The sequence below is a fragment of the Variovorax raffinosi genome, from assembly GCF_051216615.1.
Taxonomy (GTDB): Bacteria; Pseudomonadota; Gammaproteobacteria; order Burkholderiales; family Burkholderiaceae_C; genus Variovorax.
In genome coordinates, this window is the sequence record NZ_JBPJZR010000001.1 from 907,301 (window position 1) to 923,019 (window position 15,719).

The following is a 15,719-nucleotide window of genomic DNA, read 5'->3' on the forward strand; positions in this document are numbered from 1 at the left end:
GAGGTATCACAACTACCGTGTTCCTACAGTTCGGTCCTGCCGGTCGTTGCCCGAGCCGATCGCCGGGTACAGTGTGTACCGTTCAATCGGGCAGTCGATTCGCCGGTCGGGCGAGACTTTGAGACGGAGACCAAATGGTAAGCACCCTGGAAGTTGGCGACAAATTCCGCGACGCGGTAGCAGCCATGCTTCGCACGCAATTTTTGGACGTGGCGACTGAGCAGCTCATTGCCGGGACGAAAGTCGACATCACCTTCACCGAACACCATTGGGGCAAAGCTCAGATCTGCGCGGTGGAGTGCAAAAACTACGACCATGCTCTAACAAAGGCGGATCTCCAGGAGATATTCTCCAAGTACGAACCGATGATTCAGAGCAGGTCGGTCCACCGCGTGCTTGTGGTCAGTCGTCGCCCTATCAGTGCAGCAGCCGAAGGTTACTTGGCCGCTTTGCCTACCTATACCCACCTGACTTTCGAAGTACTCGCAGAGCAGCTTTTTGGAATTCGTGGCGTTGTTGAACATTTGCGGGAAACCGGCAAACAAGGTTCTAACCGCTACATCGAGGCACGGTTTGATGAACACAACGAACCCGCGTTCGAAGCCATCGAAAACTGGATTTCCTCACCAGAAACGCCAGCGCTTGCAATCCTTGGGGGATACGGGCAGGGAAAGACCAGTCTCGCGGAGCAAGTGGCTGCATACGCGGCCGAAAAATATCTCGCCGACCCTACGAATCGGATACCAATCCTGATCCGCTTGGGGGAGGTTGTGCACGAAACACAACTTGAGGGTCTGTTCGGCAAGGAGTTCACCGCAAAGTACAACCTCCCGCGATACCACTTCGGGACGCTGATGCATCTGAACGAACTCGGAAGGCTGCTCATCATCCTCGACGGATTCGACGAGATGAAGCATGCGATGAGCGCGCATGATTTCGAAGCTAACTTTAGAGAGTTCAACCGTCTTTTGATCGGCAGTGCCAAAGTGATGCTGCTCGGCCGACCGAGCGCTCTTCCCTCCGAAGAGCGCGAGCTCGTCTTTCGAGGACGAAAAAGGATTGGAAATACGACGGTTCAGTCGCCGCACTACAAGCCTTGGTTGGAATGGAAGCTCTCGTTCTTTACCCACGAAGAGGCGAACCAACTGCTGCTGAGAATGTTGTCGACTACGCTTGCTCAGAGCGAATCCTCAGATTTCATCCGTCTACGCACGGAAGACGTCATGAATCACGTGCCGCATGATCTGCTGAAACGGCCCGTGCACGTAGTGCTAATTGCCGAGGCGGCAGCTGATCCATCCTTTGATTTCAAAGGGTTTGATGAATATGCACTGTATTCACACTTCGTAAAGGAAATGGTCAAGCGTGATCAGATTCACAAGCGCGCTCGCAGAGAAATTCCCTTTGAAGACAGGCTGACTTTTCAGCGCGATCTCGCATGGTGGGCGTGGGCAAGAGCGGGTGTGAGCCAAGGGAGCTTCTTTCGGGACAAGGTTCCGCCAGACCTCTTGGAAGCTCTTCCAGATGGTGGGTCCACCGACCTCGACAGCAAGAGAAGCGAGTACATCGTTTCCACGCTCACCGACGAGAAGGAAACCGGTGTCCTGTATTTCTCGCACCGATCGTTTCAAGAGTTCCTCGTTGCGGAACGTATGACGATGGTGAGCAACACCTCTACGCATGCCGCTTACTCGCGTTTTCTAAACCCGGAGATCAGCAACTTCATAGCGCTTGCACCCGATAAAAGTTTCCTTGACCGGTGGTACATGACGCTCGGTGAACAGGCCGGACTTGTTGGCCTTAACTACCTCGCGATATTCGCCAGGTCCCGCGAATTCATGGCGCGGCTGTGGGCACAGGTTGATCCCGGCTTGGCTTTGCCCGCTTCCACGTTGGTCATCCTCTTGTTGGCGTTCGTGGAGAAGACGGTACCGTCTGAATGGTCGACGGAGTATCGGCGTCTGTTGAGGGACGAAATCGAATCTGGAACTGAAAGCAGCGCTGCCGTTGCAGTTCTGAGCTACCTTTCGCTATTTGAGGCTCAGAAAGGCGATGTACTCGCGGCAAGCGAGCTTGTCTCTTCAATACTTGTTCGTACGCTCAACTTTGCAGCGGCGAACAGAATCGGTGCCCAGCAATCGGGACCGGAGCTCCTGATTCCCACGAAGAGCCAGGATTTTCTGACCAAGTGGGTCGAACGTGACCTGAGGCGCGAGGACCGTACGGCAGACCGTGCCTTGGTATGGCAAGTAGGAGCGGGACACTCAAGTACTCTTTGGGAGGTAACTGTTGGGCATTTGGAAGAAGTGCTCTTGTTGCCCAATGACATCGACGACGGCTGGAGGCTCATCCCGTTGATGGACGAGGAGCCTGCTCTAGATGAGGTTGAACTACCTATCTCTATCGTACTTCGGCAAATTCCGCAGCAAGCGCGAACTGAGTACGCCAAGTTTCTAAACGCGTCCCATCGAAATTTCAAAATCGTGGGCACCGATCGCCGAGGAGCGGCCGCCGGTCGGCATCGAGTAGCCGCGTCATTTAGCACGCGGCCTTAGCGTACCTAGAGAGAATATCCTGCGCTTGCAGCTTGAAATGCTCTCGATCTCATGATTGAACAGTTTCGCGAGCTGTTTCAATGACCGGAGCTTTCGTGTCGATGACCAGACTAGGATCGAACGCCTTGTTCTCGATCCTGCCGCTCCAGTTCACGTAGCCGCGGGGATTGCTCACGACTCGGCAAGAACGCACTCGATAGTCGAACTGCTGATGCGTGTGCCCATGCACCCAGAGTACGGGCACATCGAAGAAGGTTTCCGGGAGCTCGGTGACGAAGGCGCCTGAGGACCAGTCATCGACGTAGCGCTGCGCCAGTGAGCCGCGATGAGGCGCGTGGTGCGTCACGACAACTGTCTGTCCGGCGAACGGTTCCGAAAGCCTTTCTCGCAGCCACGCGCGCTGCCCCTGGTGAATCTTCAGCGTGTCTGCCGCCTGGAGCTTTCTTCCTTGTTTGTAGCGCCATGTATCGGGCTCTGCCGATTCGTCCGCCGTGCGGATCAGCGCGTAGTCGTTCAGCAGATTGGTCGCCATCTTCATGGCGCGCCCGACATCGCTGATCGGACCCTCAGGCGTCTCGATGACGAGCGCGAAGTCGGTCCACAGCGTCGCGCCGAGAAAGCGCACACCGTCGACCACCAGCTCGTCACTGTCGAGCAGATGAACATTACTGCCTTCGGCTTCGCGGCGCGCTTCGGCCAGTGTCGTGTCCAACCGTCCGTCGTAGTACTCGTGATTTCCGAGCAGATAGATCACCGGCTTGCCGCGAAAGCGATCCGCCGCCCACTGGACCGCACGCTTGGCCGGTGAATGAATGTCGCCGGCGAGGATGACGACATCGAATTCGAGATCGGGCTCCGGCTCGAAGGGTGCGAACTCGAGGTGGAGATCGGAGAGGATCAGTACTTTCATCGAGGTACTCCTTCAAAACGCGCACGAAGCTCGGCACTTGCCTTGTCGTCGAAGCCGGTGAACGAGCCGCACACCACCAGATCTTCCTTGCAGTGGTCGAACTGCCAGTAGGCGTCGTCGAGCGCGACCCAGGGCTCGTCGACCGCATCGTGAAGCTGGAGCCAGGCGAGGATTTCTCCTTCGCGCTGCCTGTACGGCGGCGGAAGACCGAAGCCCGAATGAGGCGTGGCTCCAAGTATCCGGGCCCGGATGTCGCTGGAGAAGGGCTTCAGCAAGGTCTTGTAGAGAAGTTGCTCACGCCAGGACGAGCTGATCACGATCTTCACCTGCGGGAATTCGCGTAGCAGCGCTTCAAGCCGCGGCAGGAAGCAGAAGTCGGCACCGCCGTTGAGGATGTGATCCTCCCCTTCGGGATGCAGCACGCCGTCAAAGTCGAGGAACAGGATCACCCTGACCCTCTCAATCCGTTTCTATCGAGCCTCATACGACACCTCCATGTTGGATGGCAATGAGCATCGATCGGAGCTTGTCTGAGCCGCCTCCGGCTACGAGCGCTGCGGGCGTCTGGCCATCCAGTAGCTGGTGCGGCTTGGCTAGCCAAGCTTGGGCCTCTGCGCCGAAGACCTGAGCAGCGAGATCCAACAAATCTTGTGGAAGACCATTCGACTCAATCTGCCCCTGCGACTCCAGCGGCCATGCCAGGTGCGAGCCCATGTCGACCCCAAAGGCGCGGAACGGTGCTGCAGCACTCTGCATCCCTTCCGCAAGATAGTCATGACGCTCGTGATGGTGACCGTGGACTACGAGCTGGACGCCGAGCGCCTCGGCGAGCTCGTCGACCGCCTGCCAGCCGTGCGGGTGCGCTGCTGGCGCCTCGTGCGTCACCAGAATGTCGGCGGGACCGCTACGCAGCAGTTGCAGGTAGTCGGCCGGGAAGATGGAGGATCGGTGCTTGCGGGAAATGCCATCGCGCCACCGTTCTTCGCGTTTCATAGTTCGACGCATGGCGTCGCTTGACCGGAAAGCGGCCTTCTCGATCGGCTGCCGCGGGTCCCAGATCTTGCTGCGGAAGATGCCGCCCAGGCCCGCTATCTTGTACCCGGCGATCTCGACGATGCGTCCATGAAGATTGCGGCCGGCGAGTTGGGATTCAAACAGATTATCGAAATCTTCGACGGTATCAGTGTCATGGTTCCCGTGGATAAACCAGACCTCAGTGAGCTCCAAGATTGGCCCCAACTCGACGTGCAGGGGTTGGCGCGCCTGGATGTCGCCCAGCAACACAATCGCCTCGGGCCGAAAGTGCTCGACCGCGGCGATCACAGGCTCGAGATCCCCGTGCGGGTCGCCGAAGAACATCAGCTTGGGCTTCGATTGCTCGTGTTCGGATTGCACAGGGAGATCCGATGAGAGGAGTGGCTTCATTTCATTTGTCGAGCGGTAAGCATCGACGGGCTGCGAAACGAAGGAAATGTGAGCGCAGCTCCTGGAAGCTGTCTTGATCGAACGCCCGCACGGGATCGGTGAGTACAAGCTGCGCGAAGCCTGCTTCAAAGCTCTCAGGCCAATCGTCAAGTGCGACCCACTCTGCGTCGCCGTGGCCGTTCCCATCGAGCCAGGCCTGGATCTCTCGCTGGCGACGGTGGTGCACGACCACATCTGGGTCCATCTGCGGCGTCGCTCCGATGATCCGATGCCGGATGTCATCGCTGAAATAGCGCTGCAGCTGCTCGATGCTTTCGGCCAGCCGCCAATCCGACGAGATGACGACATCGACTGACTCGAACTCGCGAAGAAGCTCCTCCAGAAGCGGCAAATGGCTGAAGAACCTGCTGCTGAACGAGTAGTCCGTCCCGACGGGATGAAGAACACCATCGACATCCAGGAACAGCAGATCGTTGGAGTCACCCGTGCGGCCGGAGACATCATGAATCGGCATTGCTTCCACCATAGGTAGATGGCGGTGTTCCATCACCCAACAAACCCCGCCTGGAAGGACTCCAGCAGATCGATCACCTCGGTGGCTCGTCCCCCAGCCACCATTGACTCGGCTGTCTTGTAGGCGAACGCCGCCAGCGGCTCGTTCCTATACCAGAAGATGGCGGCCTGAAGGTCATCTCCAGAGGCCTCTGCCACCGCAGCCAGCACGTGCAGGCTCATGCGGATATGGGACTGGACGCTTTCTGCCGCAGGTGCGCGAATGACCGTACTTCGGTGGACGTGCGCGTGGCCGGCGAAGGAATCGATATCCATGCCCATCATCTCGATGAACTTCAGCGGCGACAGAATCTGGTGGCCGTCCGAGCTTTCATGCAGGACAGCGGTGAGCTCGACCCCACGGATTGTGGCGGTCAAGATCTTGCCCCCAGTAGAAACAGTGGAGCCTCTCATAGGTCGATCACCAACCCGGGATTGAAGTCCTTGTTCTCGAATTCCCCGTGCCAGTTCAGGTAGCCGCGCGGATTGCACATCACCCGACAGGCGCCGACCCAGTAGGCGAAGCTGTCGTGCGTATGCCCGTGTACCCAGAGAGATGGCACCTCGAAGAACTCGGGCAGCATTTCGTTAACGAAGCCGCCCGAGGCCCATTCCTCGGCGAACCGTGGTGCCAATGACTGGCGGTGGGGAGCATGGTGGGTGACGACCACTGTGGGCCCGTCGAACGGCTCGGCGAGCTTCCTGCGCAGCCAGGAGCGATGCCGCCTGTGGAGCTGCAAGGTGTCCATCGGCACCAGTCGCCTCGTGCCCCGGGAGTTGGAGGTCAACGGATCGTCGATGCGGATGGCCGAGTAGTCGGCCAGGTAGCGCGAGCACGCCGTCATCGAGCGATAGCGGTCCGACAGAAGGCGCACTGGCTGCCCCGCAAAGCCGGGGTTGTCGATACGCAGGCGAAAGTCCGTCCACAGGGTGCAGCCGAGGAAACGCACACCGGCGATCACGACATCGTCGCAATCGAGGAATTGAATGTCGTGCTCCTTGGCCTGGCGTCGCATCTCGAGCAGTTCCTGATCCAGGACGGACTCGTAGTACTCGTGGTTGCCCGCGATCTGCACGATCGGCTTGTTGCCGAACCGGGCGGGGTTGCGCAGCCAGCGCGCAGCGACGCGCCCAGGTGCCACGATGTCGCCCGCCAGGACGGCCACGTCGTAGTCCAGATCCTTCGCGACCTCGAAGGTCTCGAACTCCGCATGCAGGTCCGAAAGGATGAGCAGCTTCACATCGGTAGGCCCATTTCTTCAGCAGCGCATTCAGGGCATCAGGATCGAGAGCTTGGCGTTCCATGCCTCGCCGTCGGACTTGGAGGGCACGGCGACGCGGATCGTCGGACGGTCGAAGTCACTGGTCTCGAAGAGGAAGTGCACGTGCTGAAAGCGAAACACCGGGTTTGCGGGATATTCGGTCCACTTGAGCTGCCAAGTTTTGAAGTACTCGAAATCGACCGTCTGGGCTTTCTTTCCGCGAACGACGATGCAGGCTTTGCGGGCATCCGGATCGAACAGGATGCACGTTTCATCCCAATCGCCCAGCATGCGGCGCGGGTCGACCGGGAAGAATGTCGCGCCAGATGTTTGGCCTTGGGCCCGGAGCAACTGCTCGCGTCCGGACTGAATGAAGCGCGGGGAGGCGATCCAGACCCAGTAGAAGAGAACCAAGACGACAGCGAGGGCTAGCAGGAGAGGGATTTCCATGCTCAGTTGACCGGCCAGATCTGATGCCGAATGCTGAACGAAGTGCGCATGTCGTAGTGTGTGAACTGCGCTCCGCTCTCATCTTCGAGGACCAGGTGTTCGACTTGATCGGCATCGGCGGTGGTTGCCGACCAGATCTTTCGGATGTCTCGAATTTCCCAACGATCACGATTGCTTTCCTTCGGCGCCAGATACTGAAGGTGTCGCAGCGACTGCGGCCCCACGCTCTCGAAGAGATCGAGGAAGTCGCTCTCATAGATCAGCAGAGCTCGCTCCGGGACCTCGAGGTCGTCTTCATGCACCACCCACGTCGGAAAGAAGAAGGGGATCGACAAGTTCAGCTGGATTGCTCTCCAACATCTCGCACCAGGCCCGGCCAGCATGGAAGAGATCCTCACCTCATGCGAATCCATCGTCAGAAACATAAAAATGAGCCCTATAGGTTGTAGCCCTATGGGATTCTAAATGACGCAATAGAGGGGATGAAATCTGCGGCACACCGCCCCCCTCAATCCGACTTCGGACGCGCGTTGCGTGTGGTCCGCAAGGCCAAGGGATTGCCGCAGGAATCGTTCGATCAGGTGTCGAGCCGGACCTACATCTCTTCGTTGGAGCGAGGACTGAAGCAGCCTACCGTTGCCAAGGTCGGCGAACTGGCTGCGGTTCTGGGTGTCCACCCGTTAACGCTCTTGGCGCTTTCCTATCTGCGCCACCCTACGCCCGTGTCCGTGCAAAAGCTCACTGCTCATCTGATCGAGGAGATCGATGAGCTGAATCTCCTGACGCGATGAGGCGATCGGGCCACGGCGGGGGAATTCGGTGGCGCACTGTCGCCGACAGCCGGCGCGATTTTCGATGCCTATCGCTCTGCGTTGTCGGTCAGACCCGGCCTCGCAAATCGAAGCACGTTGCAACGTGAATAGGCTGCGCGATCTGTTGTGCCTGCAAGGCTCGAAAGGTTGGACGGCAATACGTAAGCACGCTGATGCAGCGCACGGCCATCCAGGCGCTGTACAGCAACTCAACACGACCTGAGCGTGCGGTGTTCGCGTCCCTTCTGGGGGCCTAGACATCGAGCGTGCCAACTAGGTCTGGACACTGGACCACCTACGTGCCGATGGAGGGGCTGGGTGTATCAGGCGGTGGTGCTGGACTGGGCGAGCCACTGAGTGATTGCGCATCGCGATCGAGGCCGACTTTTAAGTTGCCGCTGAGCAGGAGGCGTTCGAGCGCTGAGAAGCGTCGCAGATCGTCGACACGGACCAGGGCAGCCGGTTCAGTAACGCCGAGTTCATCGCCGAGGTGGTGCGCATCCCGATGAAGGTTGAACCATGAGTACATGGCTCAACCGGGGCGCCTCCGGCGGCCTGGCAGGGGCCTGAAGATTGAAAAATTAAACTCACAGCCCATCCCTATCTCAGCTCAAAGAGTGTTCAGGCGAGCAGAGCCGACTCCATCTTCCGATGCTCATGATCACCAGACACGGTGACCATGTTCCCAGACTGAGTGCTCAAATGCACTGGAATACGCACCGGGCGACGATCAGTCGCCCTTGCTGCGCGACCAGATCAGGTTGTGCGCGCCGTCATCGCCCTCGACCAGGCGGGCATAGATGGTCGCCGGGAACGACGGGTCGTCCAGCGTCACCGACAGGTAGGGCCGGTCCGCCTTGCTGACCTTCTTCCATGCCGCGCCGATCTCGAAGCCGGTGCCCGCCACGATGCGGTAGTCCGGGGCGTTCTCGCTTTCCTTGTCGCTGGGAGTGATCTTGACCTTGACGTTGAGCGTCAGGGTGCGCACCGTACCGGCGAAGCCGCTGTTCTGTGCAGTGAAGATGCCGATGTTGGCCATGATGAAGTCCTTTCGAAGTTGACCAGGTCCGCGCCCATCGCGGCCTTGGCGTGATCCGCACGGCGCGGGTCCGGGCGCGTCGCACCGAAGGCCGCAACGCGAGTGGAGGACCGGTAGGCCCGAGAAATTTGCCTCGCGAGGAAGCTGCGCAGCAGCGGGGAAATTTGTCGGGTCGCACGGTTGCGGCGATGAAGCCCGAGGCGAAGCGCAACGAAGAGAAGCGCCGCCGTGCCCGCGCCAGGATTCACGGCAAATACAAGGCCGTGGGCGTGAACCTGATCCCGAAAGGACACCACGTGGTCCAGGCACCGACACCGCTGCAACGACTTTCCGGCACGGACCCGGACGCAGTCCAGCTCCGCGCCAGCCGACCAGGAAAGCGCCACCGGAACGCCCACAGCATCGACGCAGCAGGCGTGGTCGGCATCGACGGCATGAAGAAGGTCATGGCCCCAGCGCGAGGGTCCGAGCGTGACGTTGGATGACCCGTCGTTCCCGGCCGTCAGCCCTTCCGCTCGCCGCGGGCGACCTCAAGCGCATCGATCTTCGTGGCGATACGCGACTCGATGCTCGCCCGGTGGGCCGCCACCAGCGTGACTGTCCCGTCGAGCACGAGCTCGTGCTCGTCATGCGCCTGGACCCGGAACGTGGCGCTGCGCTCGCCCAGTCCCTCGACCCATCCCCGTACGCGCAAGCGTGTCGCCGGTGGAATGGGGCCGCGATGCTCGATATGCACGGTGCGGCCCACGACCACCTCCACCGTCGTGTCGACGTGCACCTGCATTTCGCGGATGCAGATGGACTCGACCACCGCGACCAGGTAGCCGGTCGCCAGACATTCGATCAAGGTCTGTGCATAGTCACCGCCATGCGGCAGTCTCGCAAACAAAGATCGCGCCGTCTGGTCTTTCGGCACCGCATAGGTTTCCTGAAAGCAGATTTCGCTGACGCCTTGTTGATTCATGGGGAGGGAATGCAAGAGTGAAATGATCGAACTCTCCAAATCCGGGAGAGATGGGCAGGCATCCGGATCGGGGCTCCCCCGATGCTCACGCGACGCGCTGGCGCGGCCCACCCAACGGGGCATGCCGGGGCGTACCACGGCGCAGGGAATTCCGATCACTTGGAACACTCAACGCCGCACGGCACCTCCATCACCCGCCGCCGTCGCACCCAAAGAAAAAACGCGCGCGGCATACTTGCCGCGCGCGTTCGCGCTCGCACATCAAGACCCCGGCCGCAGCCGGGGCCTCATGCCTAGGCGATGGTCGCCAGTTCCTTGTGGTCTTCAGCCTCGCCTTCGGCGGCGGCTTCATCCGTTTCCCGTTCCGCCTCGATCCCCGCCGGCAAGGCCGTTTCAGGGGTCGGTTCTAAAGTGCCCCTGAACATCACCGGCAGCCACCCGGTCCCGGCTGCGAGCCTTTCAGCCTCGCTCGCAATCTCTGCCTTCTTGAGCTTGGACAGCCGGGTCACGTGCTCAGGCGCGAAGGCCAGCACGGCCTCCAATGCCTTGGCCTTGGACACATGCGAGAAATAGCCCTCGGCGCTCGGCGTCCACCAGTCGTGCATGTCGAGGCTCACGGCCTCGGCCAATCCGGCGGCGGGCACCTCGTCCTCGCGGGACGCCAGCACGCTGACCGTGGAAGCCACGCACACCGCCAGCAGCGACAGCAGTTCGCCTTGCGGCAGGGTCAGCAGTTCGGCAAAGAGTGCCTTGGGCTCTTTGGGCAAGCGCGCCGCCCACGCCTCGCGGACCTTGCCCATGCCCACCGCCGCAGGAGAGTCCCCCACATCCGGGGCATGCTGCGTCAGCCCGTCCTGCGGGGTGGCGATGATGTCGATGGGCGAGCCACCCGAACCGTAGCTGTCGAAGACCACGCGCAGCGCGAGCCGATGCACCACGGCCACCAGCGCCACCTGCGGATGCCGGGCGACCTCGGCCTGCAAGGCCGCCGTGCGATGGGCACTCAGCCGCTTCGCCAGCTTTTCCGAGATACCCGGCTTGGCCGGTTCATCGGCATCACCACCACCATGGCCGTTGCGCTCCCCGCCTGCCTCGCTGGCCTCTTGCCGCTCCTGCGCCCGCAGCGCCTTGGCCTGCTCCTCGCGCAGCAGCCCCCTGTGCACCACCACGCCGCCCATGTGGTCCACCGACACCACGGCACCGGCCATTTCCATCACACCGGCCGGGTAGACCGTCAGGGTCTGCTCGATGGCTTCCAGTTCGTTGCCGAGGCAGTCCAGCTCCTCCTGCAGCGCGCGCACGCCATCGTCGCTCAGCTCCGCATCCTCGTCATCGAGCCTGTCCTGCAGCTCGCTCTGTCTCCCTTCGAGCTTGGCGATGCGCTTGGCCTCGGTCTTGTTCGGGTCGCAGCGCGTGCGCCGCGCCCGCTGGAACACGTGCAGCTCGGCAGCCGTGGCGCGCGGCGCGACCTCCACCCAACCCCAGCCCTCCAGTTGGACCTGTTCGACGACAGCCGCGAGCTTGTGACGCGCGAGCGTTTCCAGCAATCCGGCATCCGTGAGATAGCCGCCTTGCAGTTCGTCTGAGAACAGGTCGCGGCGCATGCCGCCCCCGGCGGCCTCGTAAGCCTCCAGCCCGACGAAGCGCACCAGTGCATCACGGCCGGCATCGATCTCTTCAGAGGTCAGATGGTCGCGCAGCGCCTCGGGGCTGCGCTGCCACGCCGGACTGTCGTAAAAAGCGGCCTCCTGCGCCCCGTGGTCATCAGTGATGGCGAGCGCCATCAACTGCTCGAGGGTCGCGGCACCGGACTGATAGTCCGCCAGCAAGCGCGGCGAGACGTTGGCGAGCCTCAGGCGCCGCTGCACCACCAAGGGCGTCACGCCGAAATCGGCGGCAATGTCTTCCACGGGCCGGCCTTCGGCCACGAGGTCCTTCCAGGCGAACAGTTCCTCGATGGGCGACATGGCCTCGCGTTGCACGTTCTCGGTCAGGCTGACGGTGCGGGCCGCATCGTCAGGCACGAGCAGGGAATGCACCTCATGGTCCTTCGCCAGCTTGCGGCGCTTGACCAGCAGCTTCAACGCGGCCAGACGCCGCCGCCCGGCCACCACCTCGTAGTGCTCGCCATCGGACTCGGCCACCACGGTGAGGTTTTGCAGTAGGCCGACGCGGGCGATGCTCGCGGCCAGTTCGGGAATCGACGTGCCGCCGCTCTTGCGCACGTTGCGGCTCGAAGGCCGCAGCTTGGACAGCGGGATCAGCAGCAGTTCCTGCGAGGCTGCGACGGCGTTGGTTTCTTCAAAAGTAGCGGTGTTCATGGTGTAGCTCCTGTCGGGAAAGATGGAAATGGCGGAGAAGCGAATGGAGAGGCTGCGCGCCCCTCCGGGCTTGGGATTCAGGCTTTGAGCTGGCGCATGCCATCGGCCAGCAGCCACAGGGCGCGGTTCAGTCGCAGGTTCTGGTCGATGCCCTGCACCGGGCGCGTGCTCTGGCGGCGACCGCTGGCGGCGCGCCCGTTCAACCCGCCCTTGATGAGGTTTTCCTGCGTGCGGTTGAACACGCTCCACAGGTCGCGGCGGTCGTCGTCCGTGCGGCGCGGCATCAGGATTTGGGTTTCCGTGATCGGCGCGGGCTTGTCCGGGTCGTCGTACTTGAGGGTCAGCGCGGCGCGGGCGAACACCTCCGATTCACCGGCGTCCAGCGTGATCGCCTGCATGGATTCGCGGGATTCCTGCGCCCGGTCGAAGCCGCCCAAGACCTCATATGCACCTTCGACAACGTGGCCCGTCACGTCGCCCTTGTGATGTACGCGCACATCCGCCACGGTGTCGCCGCACACCAGCCCGTTCTGGCAGACGAAGCGGAACATGCCCGCCAGCATCTGGTAGCTGCTGGTGCCGTCGTGCGAGTTGAGCAAGATGATTTCGTTGGCCTCGCGGCCGTTGATCTGGCTGGCATGGCGCAGCCGGATCATGTGCTTGGTGAAGTCGCGCCGCCCTTCCTGCCGCACGCGGGTCTGGCACACCATGAAGGGCTCGAAGCCCTCCCCTCTCAGTTCGGTCAGCACGGTGGCCGTGGGGATGTAGCTGTAGCGTTCCGAGCGGCTGCCGTGGGGCGCGACCGCGAAGATGGACGGGGCCACGGCCCTGATCTGGTCATCCGACAAGGGATGTTCCGAACGCAGCACCGGCGAATGCGGCGCGAAACGGGAAGCGAGTTGCATGATCTTTCTCCAATGAAGTTGGCTGTTGAACAACCCCCACCGGATTCCTAGATTCGGAGCCCTCTTCGGGTCTTCCGGTGGGGTCGGCACGAAGAACCCGGTTGGCCTCGTTGCCACCGTCTTTCCTGAGTTCATCGCCCGCGACGGTCAGGAGCGCGCGGCCGGGTGCGGTCAAGGAAGAAAGCGCCAGGGTGGTGCGGCCCGCAGCGCAGCGAGGACACGGCCTGGCGCGCCTTGACGGCACCCGGCCGCGGGCTACAGTCGCGCACAAGGTGATGAGGTCAGGAAAGATGGCTGGACAGGCAACGGCCGCCTTCGTCGCCAACCCCACGCAAGCGAAGCGCGCAGGCCCGGATCAACGAGCCGGGCCGTAGGCGTCAGCCGAGCAGCGCGAGGGAACGATGGAAGCCCAAAGGGGCCAGACGCCAAGGGTGGCTCGATGCGCAAGCACGACAGCGCGGCCGGCCATCACCGCCTTGGCCGGCGATGCCCGGAATCGGCTACCGTTATGACCAGTTCAACCCAGCAGCACAAAACCCCGGATGAGCACCACCCCAACGACAACAGAGACACGCGTGGCCGTCCTGGTCGACTGCGACAACGTGCCGCCCGACATCCTCGAACACGCGCTGCGCATGGTGGCGCAGTTCGGCCGCGTCGTGCTGCGCCGCGGCTACGGCAACCAGGGCACGCTGGCCAACAAATGGCAGGACGCCCTGGTGCGTCTGGCCTTTACACCCTGCCTGCAGTACCAGTACGCCGCCGGCAAGAACACCGCGGACATCGCCCTGGCGCTCGATGCGCTGGAAGCGCTCTTCGACCAACGGGCCGACACCTTCTGTCTGGTCACCAGCGACTCCGACTTCGCCTACCTGTGCCGCAAGCTGCGCGAACGCGGCGCCACCGTCTGCATCGTCGGTGAGCCCAAGACGCCTGACGCGCTGCGCAATGCCAGCGACCAATTCTTCGAATGGACGCGTCCCGAGCCACCGGCGGAAGCGGTCGTCGAGGCCGCGCCGAAGGCCACTGCGAAAGCCGAGCCTGCCAAGGCCGATCCGCCAAGGCAGGAGCCACCCAAGCCAGCGGCCAAGCGCAGGCCGCGCTTCGTCGTCGAAGCCGTGTCGCTGCTGGCCAGCGACACGTCCGAAGGCAAAGTGGGCCTGGGCGTCCTGGGCCAGTACCTCAAGCGCACCGACCCCGCCTTCTCACCCCAGACCTACGGCCATTCGGGACTGCTGAACATGGTCAAGACCTACGGCCTGCTGGCGCCACAGCAGGAGGAAGGCGGCCACTGGTCGGTGAGCCTCTCGCCAAGGCCCGAGGCTGCGAGCGCGCCGGAGGGCAACGCGCACAACCCCTGACTCGTGCATCAAACCGCCCGCGCTTTGGGCCTCACGCTAGGGCAGTCTCATTGCGAGGAACTGCGCGACACCGCTCACGGCGACCGCCGTGTGCAATCGGTAGATCAGCCACGATGTCCAATCCCCGGTCACATGATGACGTGCCCGCGATCTCCGTAACCGAAAGGTTCCACCTGCAGTTCCGCCAATTCTTCAAGCAGAGACTTGCGACAATTGAACGAGTTGTCGCACGACTGCATCCATGCACCGCGCTGACGCTCCACCCAGGTTGTGCCGAAGGCATCGCCAGCATCAAAGCCAGCGCCATACGCGCGAACCTTGTCTCCCTTCGGATTCACCGCCGCGTGCACCGAAAGCTCGTCGAAGCCCGCATCGGCGACGGCGCCACGCGCAGACAACCCGTTGGGAAGCACGAACTCGAACAATTCGCCGCGCCGCATGTTGTCTGGGAAGCGGTTGTCCCCAGGACGCAATGTGCACAGTTTCTGCTCGATCGCCGCATTGACCGCGCACACCATCAGGTTGCGCCAAGCCTTCTGCCGAGTAGTCCTGTAGTCGATCTCGTAGGCTGTGTAGGGTCTGGTCGAGACGATACCCGCTGACCCCAGTTGATTGCAGACCGCGAACTCGAAGTCGAACTCTGCATCGTCCTCATAGCCCAACTGGACCAAGCGCGCGACGAAGCGCGACGCGTCCAGCAAAACGAAGGGACGATCTTGCTCCGGGCCGACCATTGCCGCCTGCATCGAGGCGTACGTACGAAAGCCCAGGCTGAAAGCCAGGGCCTCGCTCAGATGCGAAGACTTGACCTCATCGTACTGGTCAAGGAGCCATTTCTTGAGAGCTGCGAGGGGAACCTCGCAAAGGGGCGTGGCTGCCATACGGCACTCCAATCTGCAAGGTCGAAGTCCCCCGATTACGCATCGACCCGGATTGAAGTCCGTTCGGTGGCAAGGTGATGTGTCTGCTTTAACCCGGGAACAGGTTCGGCCCAGACGCCCGTGCGGATGATAAGGATTTCTTGATCGCTACGCAAAGTCGAGCAACCCAAGCCGCGATTGACCCTGCAAAGCGAGGTAAACCGAGGAGACGCTGGGCATGCTCTACTTTCCCGACAAGTTCACCATCAATCCGACATGCTCGATATCGACGCCACCTTCAGA

The 15,719-nt window shown here is 61.8% G+C and carries 18 protein-coding genes; 4 read left to right on the plus strand and 14 right to left on the minus strand.

Annotated features, from left to right (window positions below; translation table 11 throughout):
- Window positions 1-134 precede the first annotated feature (134 nt).
- Window positions 135-2,555 carry an NACHT domain-containing protein gene (locus tag ACSFB7_RS04280; RefSeq protein ID WP_435467377.1) on the plus strand — a complete coding sequence of 807 codons (2,421 nt, stop codon included), beginning with the start codon at window positions 135-137 and terminating at the stop codon, window positions 2,553-2,555.
- Between the two features lie 49 nt (window positions 2,556-2,604).
- On the opposite strand, the gene ACSFB7_RS04285 is transcribed toward ACSFB7_RS04280, so the two are convergent.
- Genes ACSFB7_RS04285 through ACSFB7_RS04320 form a run of 8 tightly spaced genes read right to left on the minus strand, consistent with a single transcriptional unit; the run spans window position 2,605 to window position 7,489 of the window.
- The gene (locus ACSFB7_RS04285; RefSeq protein ID WP_435467379.1) at window positions 2,605-3,465 is read right to left on the minus strand and encodes a metallophosphoesterase; all 861 of its coding nucleotides are present in this window, start codon (window positions 3,463-3,465) and stop codon (window positions 2,605-2,607) included.
- Complete coding sequence (locus tag ACSFB7_RS04290) at window positions 3,462-3,914, minus strand: HAD domain-containing protein (protein WP_435467381.1); 453 nt, start codon at window positions 3,912-3,914, stop codon at window positions 3,462-3,464. Before ACSFB7_RS04290 ends, ACSFB7_RS04285 begins: the two co-directional genes overlap by 4 nt.
- 31 nt (window positions 3,915-3,945) lie before the next feature.
- The gene (locus ACSFB7_RS04295) at window positions 3,946-4,890 is read right to left on the minus strand and encodes a metallophosphoesterase (RefSeq protein ID WP_435467383.1); all 945 of its coding nucleotides are present in this window, start codon (window positions 4,888-4,890) and stop codon (window positions 3,946-3,948) included.
- A 1-nt stretch (window position 4,891) separates the two neighbouring features.
- A complete protein-coding gene (locus ACSFB7_RS04300) occupies window positions 4,892-5,416 on the minus strand; it encodes an HAD domain-containing protein (protein ID WP_435467385.1) in 525 nt (174 codons plus the stop codon).
- 20 nt (window positions 5,417-5,436) lie between these two features.
- Window positions 5,437-5,820, minus strand: coding sequence for a DUF2384 domain-containing protein (locus ACSFB7_RS04305; protein WP_435467387.1), 384 nt, complete (start codon window positions 5,818-5,820; stop codon window positions 5,437-5,439).
- A gap of 32 nt (window positions 5,821-5,852) precedes the next feature.
- Window positions 5,853-6,683 (minus strand): metallophosphoesterase, encoded by an 831-nt coding sequence (locus ACSFB7_RS04310; RefSeq protein WP_435467389.1) that lies wholly within the window; start codon window positions 6,681-6,683, stop codon window positions 5,853-5,855.
- 30 nt (window positions 6,684-6,713) lie between these two features.
- Window positions 6,714-7,154, minus strand: coding sequence for a hypothetical protein (locus tag ACSFB7_RS04315; protein WP_435467391.1), 441 nt, complete (start codon window positions 7,152-7,154; stop codon window positions 6,714-6,716).
- 2 nt (window positions 7,155-7,156) lie between these two features.
- A complete protein-coding gene (locus ACSFB7_RS04320) occupies window positions 7,157-7,489 on the minus strand; it encodes a hypothetical protein (RefSeq protein WP_435467392.1) in 333 nt (110 codons plus the stop codon).
- Between the two features lie 147 nt (window positions 7,490-7,636).
- Here ACSFB7_RS04320 and ACSFB7_RS04325 point away from each other — a divergent pair, with 147 nt between their 5' ends.
- Complete coding sequence (locus tag ACSFB7_RS04325; RefSeq protein WP_435467394.1) at window positions 7,637-7,945, plus strand: helix-turn-helix domain-containing protein; 309 nt, start codon at window positions 7,637-7,639, stop codon at window positions 7,943-7,945.
- A 316-nt stretch (window positions 7,946-8,261) separates the two neighbouring features.
- Here the strand turns inward: ACSFB7_RS04325 and ACSFB7_RS04330 are convergent, their stop codons facing one another.
- Together ACSFB7_RS04330 and ACSFB7_RS04335 are read right to left on the minus strand one after the other, a co-directional pair.
- On the minus strand, window positions 8,262-8,495 hold the full coding sequence (locus tag ACSFB7_RS04330) for a hypothetical protein (RefSeq protein WP_435467395.1): 234 nt from the start codon (window positions 8,493-8,495) through the stop codon (window positions 8,262-8,264).
- A 201-nt stretch (window positions 8,496-8,696) separates the two neighbouring features.
- Window positions 8,697-9,005 (minus strand): DUF736 domain-containing protein, encoded by a 309-nt coding sequence (locus ACSFB7_RS04335; protein WP_435467397.1) that lies wholly within the window; start codon window positions 9,003-9,005, stop codon window positions 8,697-8,699.
- Window positions 9,006-9,193: 188 nt separating this feature from the next.
- Here ACSFB7_RS04335 and ACSFB7_RS04340 point away from each other — a divergent pair, with 188 nt between their 5' ends.
- Window positions 9,194-9,490, plus strand: coding sequence for a hypothetical protein (locus tag ACSFB7_RS04340; RefSeq protein WP_435467399.1), 297 nt, complete (start codon window positions 9,194-9,196; stop codon window positions 9,488-9,490).
- A gap of 17 nt (window positions 9,491-9,507) precedes the next feature.
- Here ACSFB7_RS04340 and ACSFB7_RS04345 read toward each other — a convergent pair whose 3' ends face one another.
- The 3 genes from ACSFB7_RS04345 to ACSFB7_RS04355 all read right to left on the minus strand — a co-directional run bounded on the left by ACSFB7_RS04345 (window position 9,508) and on the right by ACSFB7_RS04355 (window position 13,195).
- Window positions 9,508-9,969 (minus strand): thioesterase family protein, encoded by a 462-nt coding sequence (locus tag ACSFB7_RS04345; RefSeq protein ID WP_435467400.1) that lies wholly within the window; start codon window positions 9,967-9,969, stop codon window positions 9,508-9,510.
- Window positions 9,970-10,262: 293 nt separating this feature from the next.
- Entirely contained in the window at window positions 10,263-12,290 is a 2,028-nt protein-coding gene (locus tag ACSFB7_RS04350) for a ParB/RepB/Spo0J family partition protein (protein ID WP_435467402.1), read from the minus strand.
- A 77-nt stretch (window positions 12,291-12,367) separates the two neighbouring features.
- Window positions 12,368-13,195: a DUF932 domain-containing protein gene (locus tag ACSFB7_RS04355; protein WP_435467404.1), complete on the minus strand. Its 828-nt coding sequence runs from the start codon at window positions 13,193-13,195 to the stop codon at window positions 12,368-12,370.
- Between the two features lie 542 nt (window positions 13,196-13,737).
- Between ACSFB7_RS04355 and ACSFB7_RS04360 the strand changes: the two genes are divergently transcribed.
- The gene (locus tag ACSFB7_RS04360) at window positions 13,738-14,556 is read left to right on the plus strand and encodes an NYN domain-containing protein (protein WP_435467406.1); all 819 of its coding nucleotides are present in this window, start codon (window positions 13,738-13,740) and stop codon (window positions 14,554-14,556) included.
- Window positions 14,557-14,684: 128 nt separating this feature from the next.
- Here ACSFB7_RS04360 and ACSFB7_RS04365 read toward each other — a convergent pair whose 3' ends face one another.
- Window positions 14,685-15,437, minus strand: coding sequence for a hypothetical protein (locus ACSFB7_RS04365; RefSeq protein ID WP_435467407.1), 753 nt, complete (start codon window positions 15,435-15,437; stop codon window positions 14,685-14,687).
- Window positions 15,438-15,719: the final 282 nt, after the last annotated feature.

What these genes read in the sequence shown, in the direction of transcription:
- ACSFB7_RS04280 (WP_435467377.1), top strand. Translation starts at nt 135, where the DNA reads ATGGTAAGCACCCTGGAAGTTGGCGACAAATTCCGCGACGCGGTAGCA.
- ACSFB7_RS04345 (WP_435467400.1), bottom strand. Translation starts at nt 9,969, where the DNA reads ATGAATCAACAAGGCGTCAGCGAAATCTGCTTTCAGGAAACCTATGCG.
- ACSFB7_RS04285 (WP_435467379.1), bottom strand. Translation starts at nt 3,465, where the DNA reads ATGAAAGTACTGATCCTCTCCGATCTCCACCTCGAGTTCGCACCCTTC.
- ACSFB7_RS04360 (WP_435467406.1), top strand. Translation starts at nt 13,738, where the DNA reads ATGAGCACCACCCCAACGACAACAGAGACACGCGTGGCCGTCCTGGTC.
- ACSFB7_RS04340 (WP_435467399.1), top strand. Translation starts at nt 9,194, where the DNA reads ATGAAGCCCGAGGCGAAGCGCAACGAAGAGAAGCGCCGCCGTGCCCGC.
- ACSFB7_RS04295 (WP_435467383.1), bottom strand. Translation starts at nt 4,890, where the DNA reads ATGAAGCCACTCCTCTCATCGGATCTCCCTGTGCAATCCGAACACGAG.
- ACSFB7_RS04300 (WP_435467385.1), bottom strand. Translation starts at nt 5,416, where the DNA reads ATGGTGGAAGCAATGCCGATTCATGATGTCTCCGGCCGCACGGGTGAC.
- ACSFB7_RS04365 (WP_435467407.1), bottom strand. Translation starts at nt 15,437, where the DNA reads ATGGCAGCCACGCCCCTTTGCGAGGTTCCCCTCGCAGCTCTCAAGAAA.
- ACSFB7_RS04355 (WP_435467404.1), bottom strand. Translation starts at nt 13,195, where the DNA reads ATGCAACTCGCTTCCCGTTTCGCGCCGCATTCGCCGGTGCTGCGTTCG.
- ACSFB7_RS04325 (WP_435467394.1), top strand. Translation starts at nt 7,637, where the DNA reads ATGAAATCTGCGGCACACCGCCCCCCTCAATCCGACTTCGGACGCGCG.
- ACSFB7_RS04330 (WP_435467395.1), bottom strand. Translation starts at nt 8,495, where the DNA reads ATGTACTCATGGTTCAACCTTCATCGGGATGCGCACCACCTCGGCGAT.
- ACSFB7_RS04350 (WP_435467402.1), bottom strand. Translation starts at nt 12,290, where the DNA reads ATGAACACCGCTACTTTTGAAGAAACCAACGCCGTCGCAGCCTCGCAG.
- ACSFB7_RS04335 (WP_435467397.1), bottom strand. Translation starts at nt 9,005, where the DNA reads ATGGCCAACATCGGCATCTTCACTGCACAGAACAGCGGCTTCGCCGGT.
- ACSFB7_RS04315 (WP_435467391.1), bottom strand. Translation starts at nt 7,154, where the DNA reads ATGGAAATCCCTCTCCTGCTAGCCCTCGCTGTCGTCTTGGTTCTCTTC.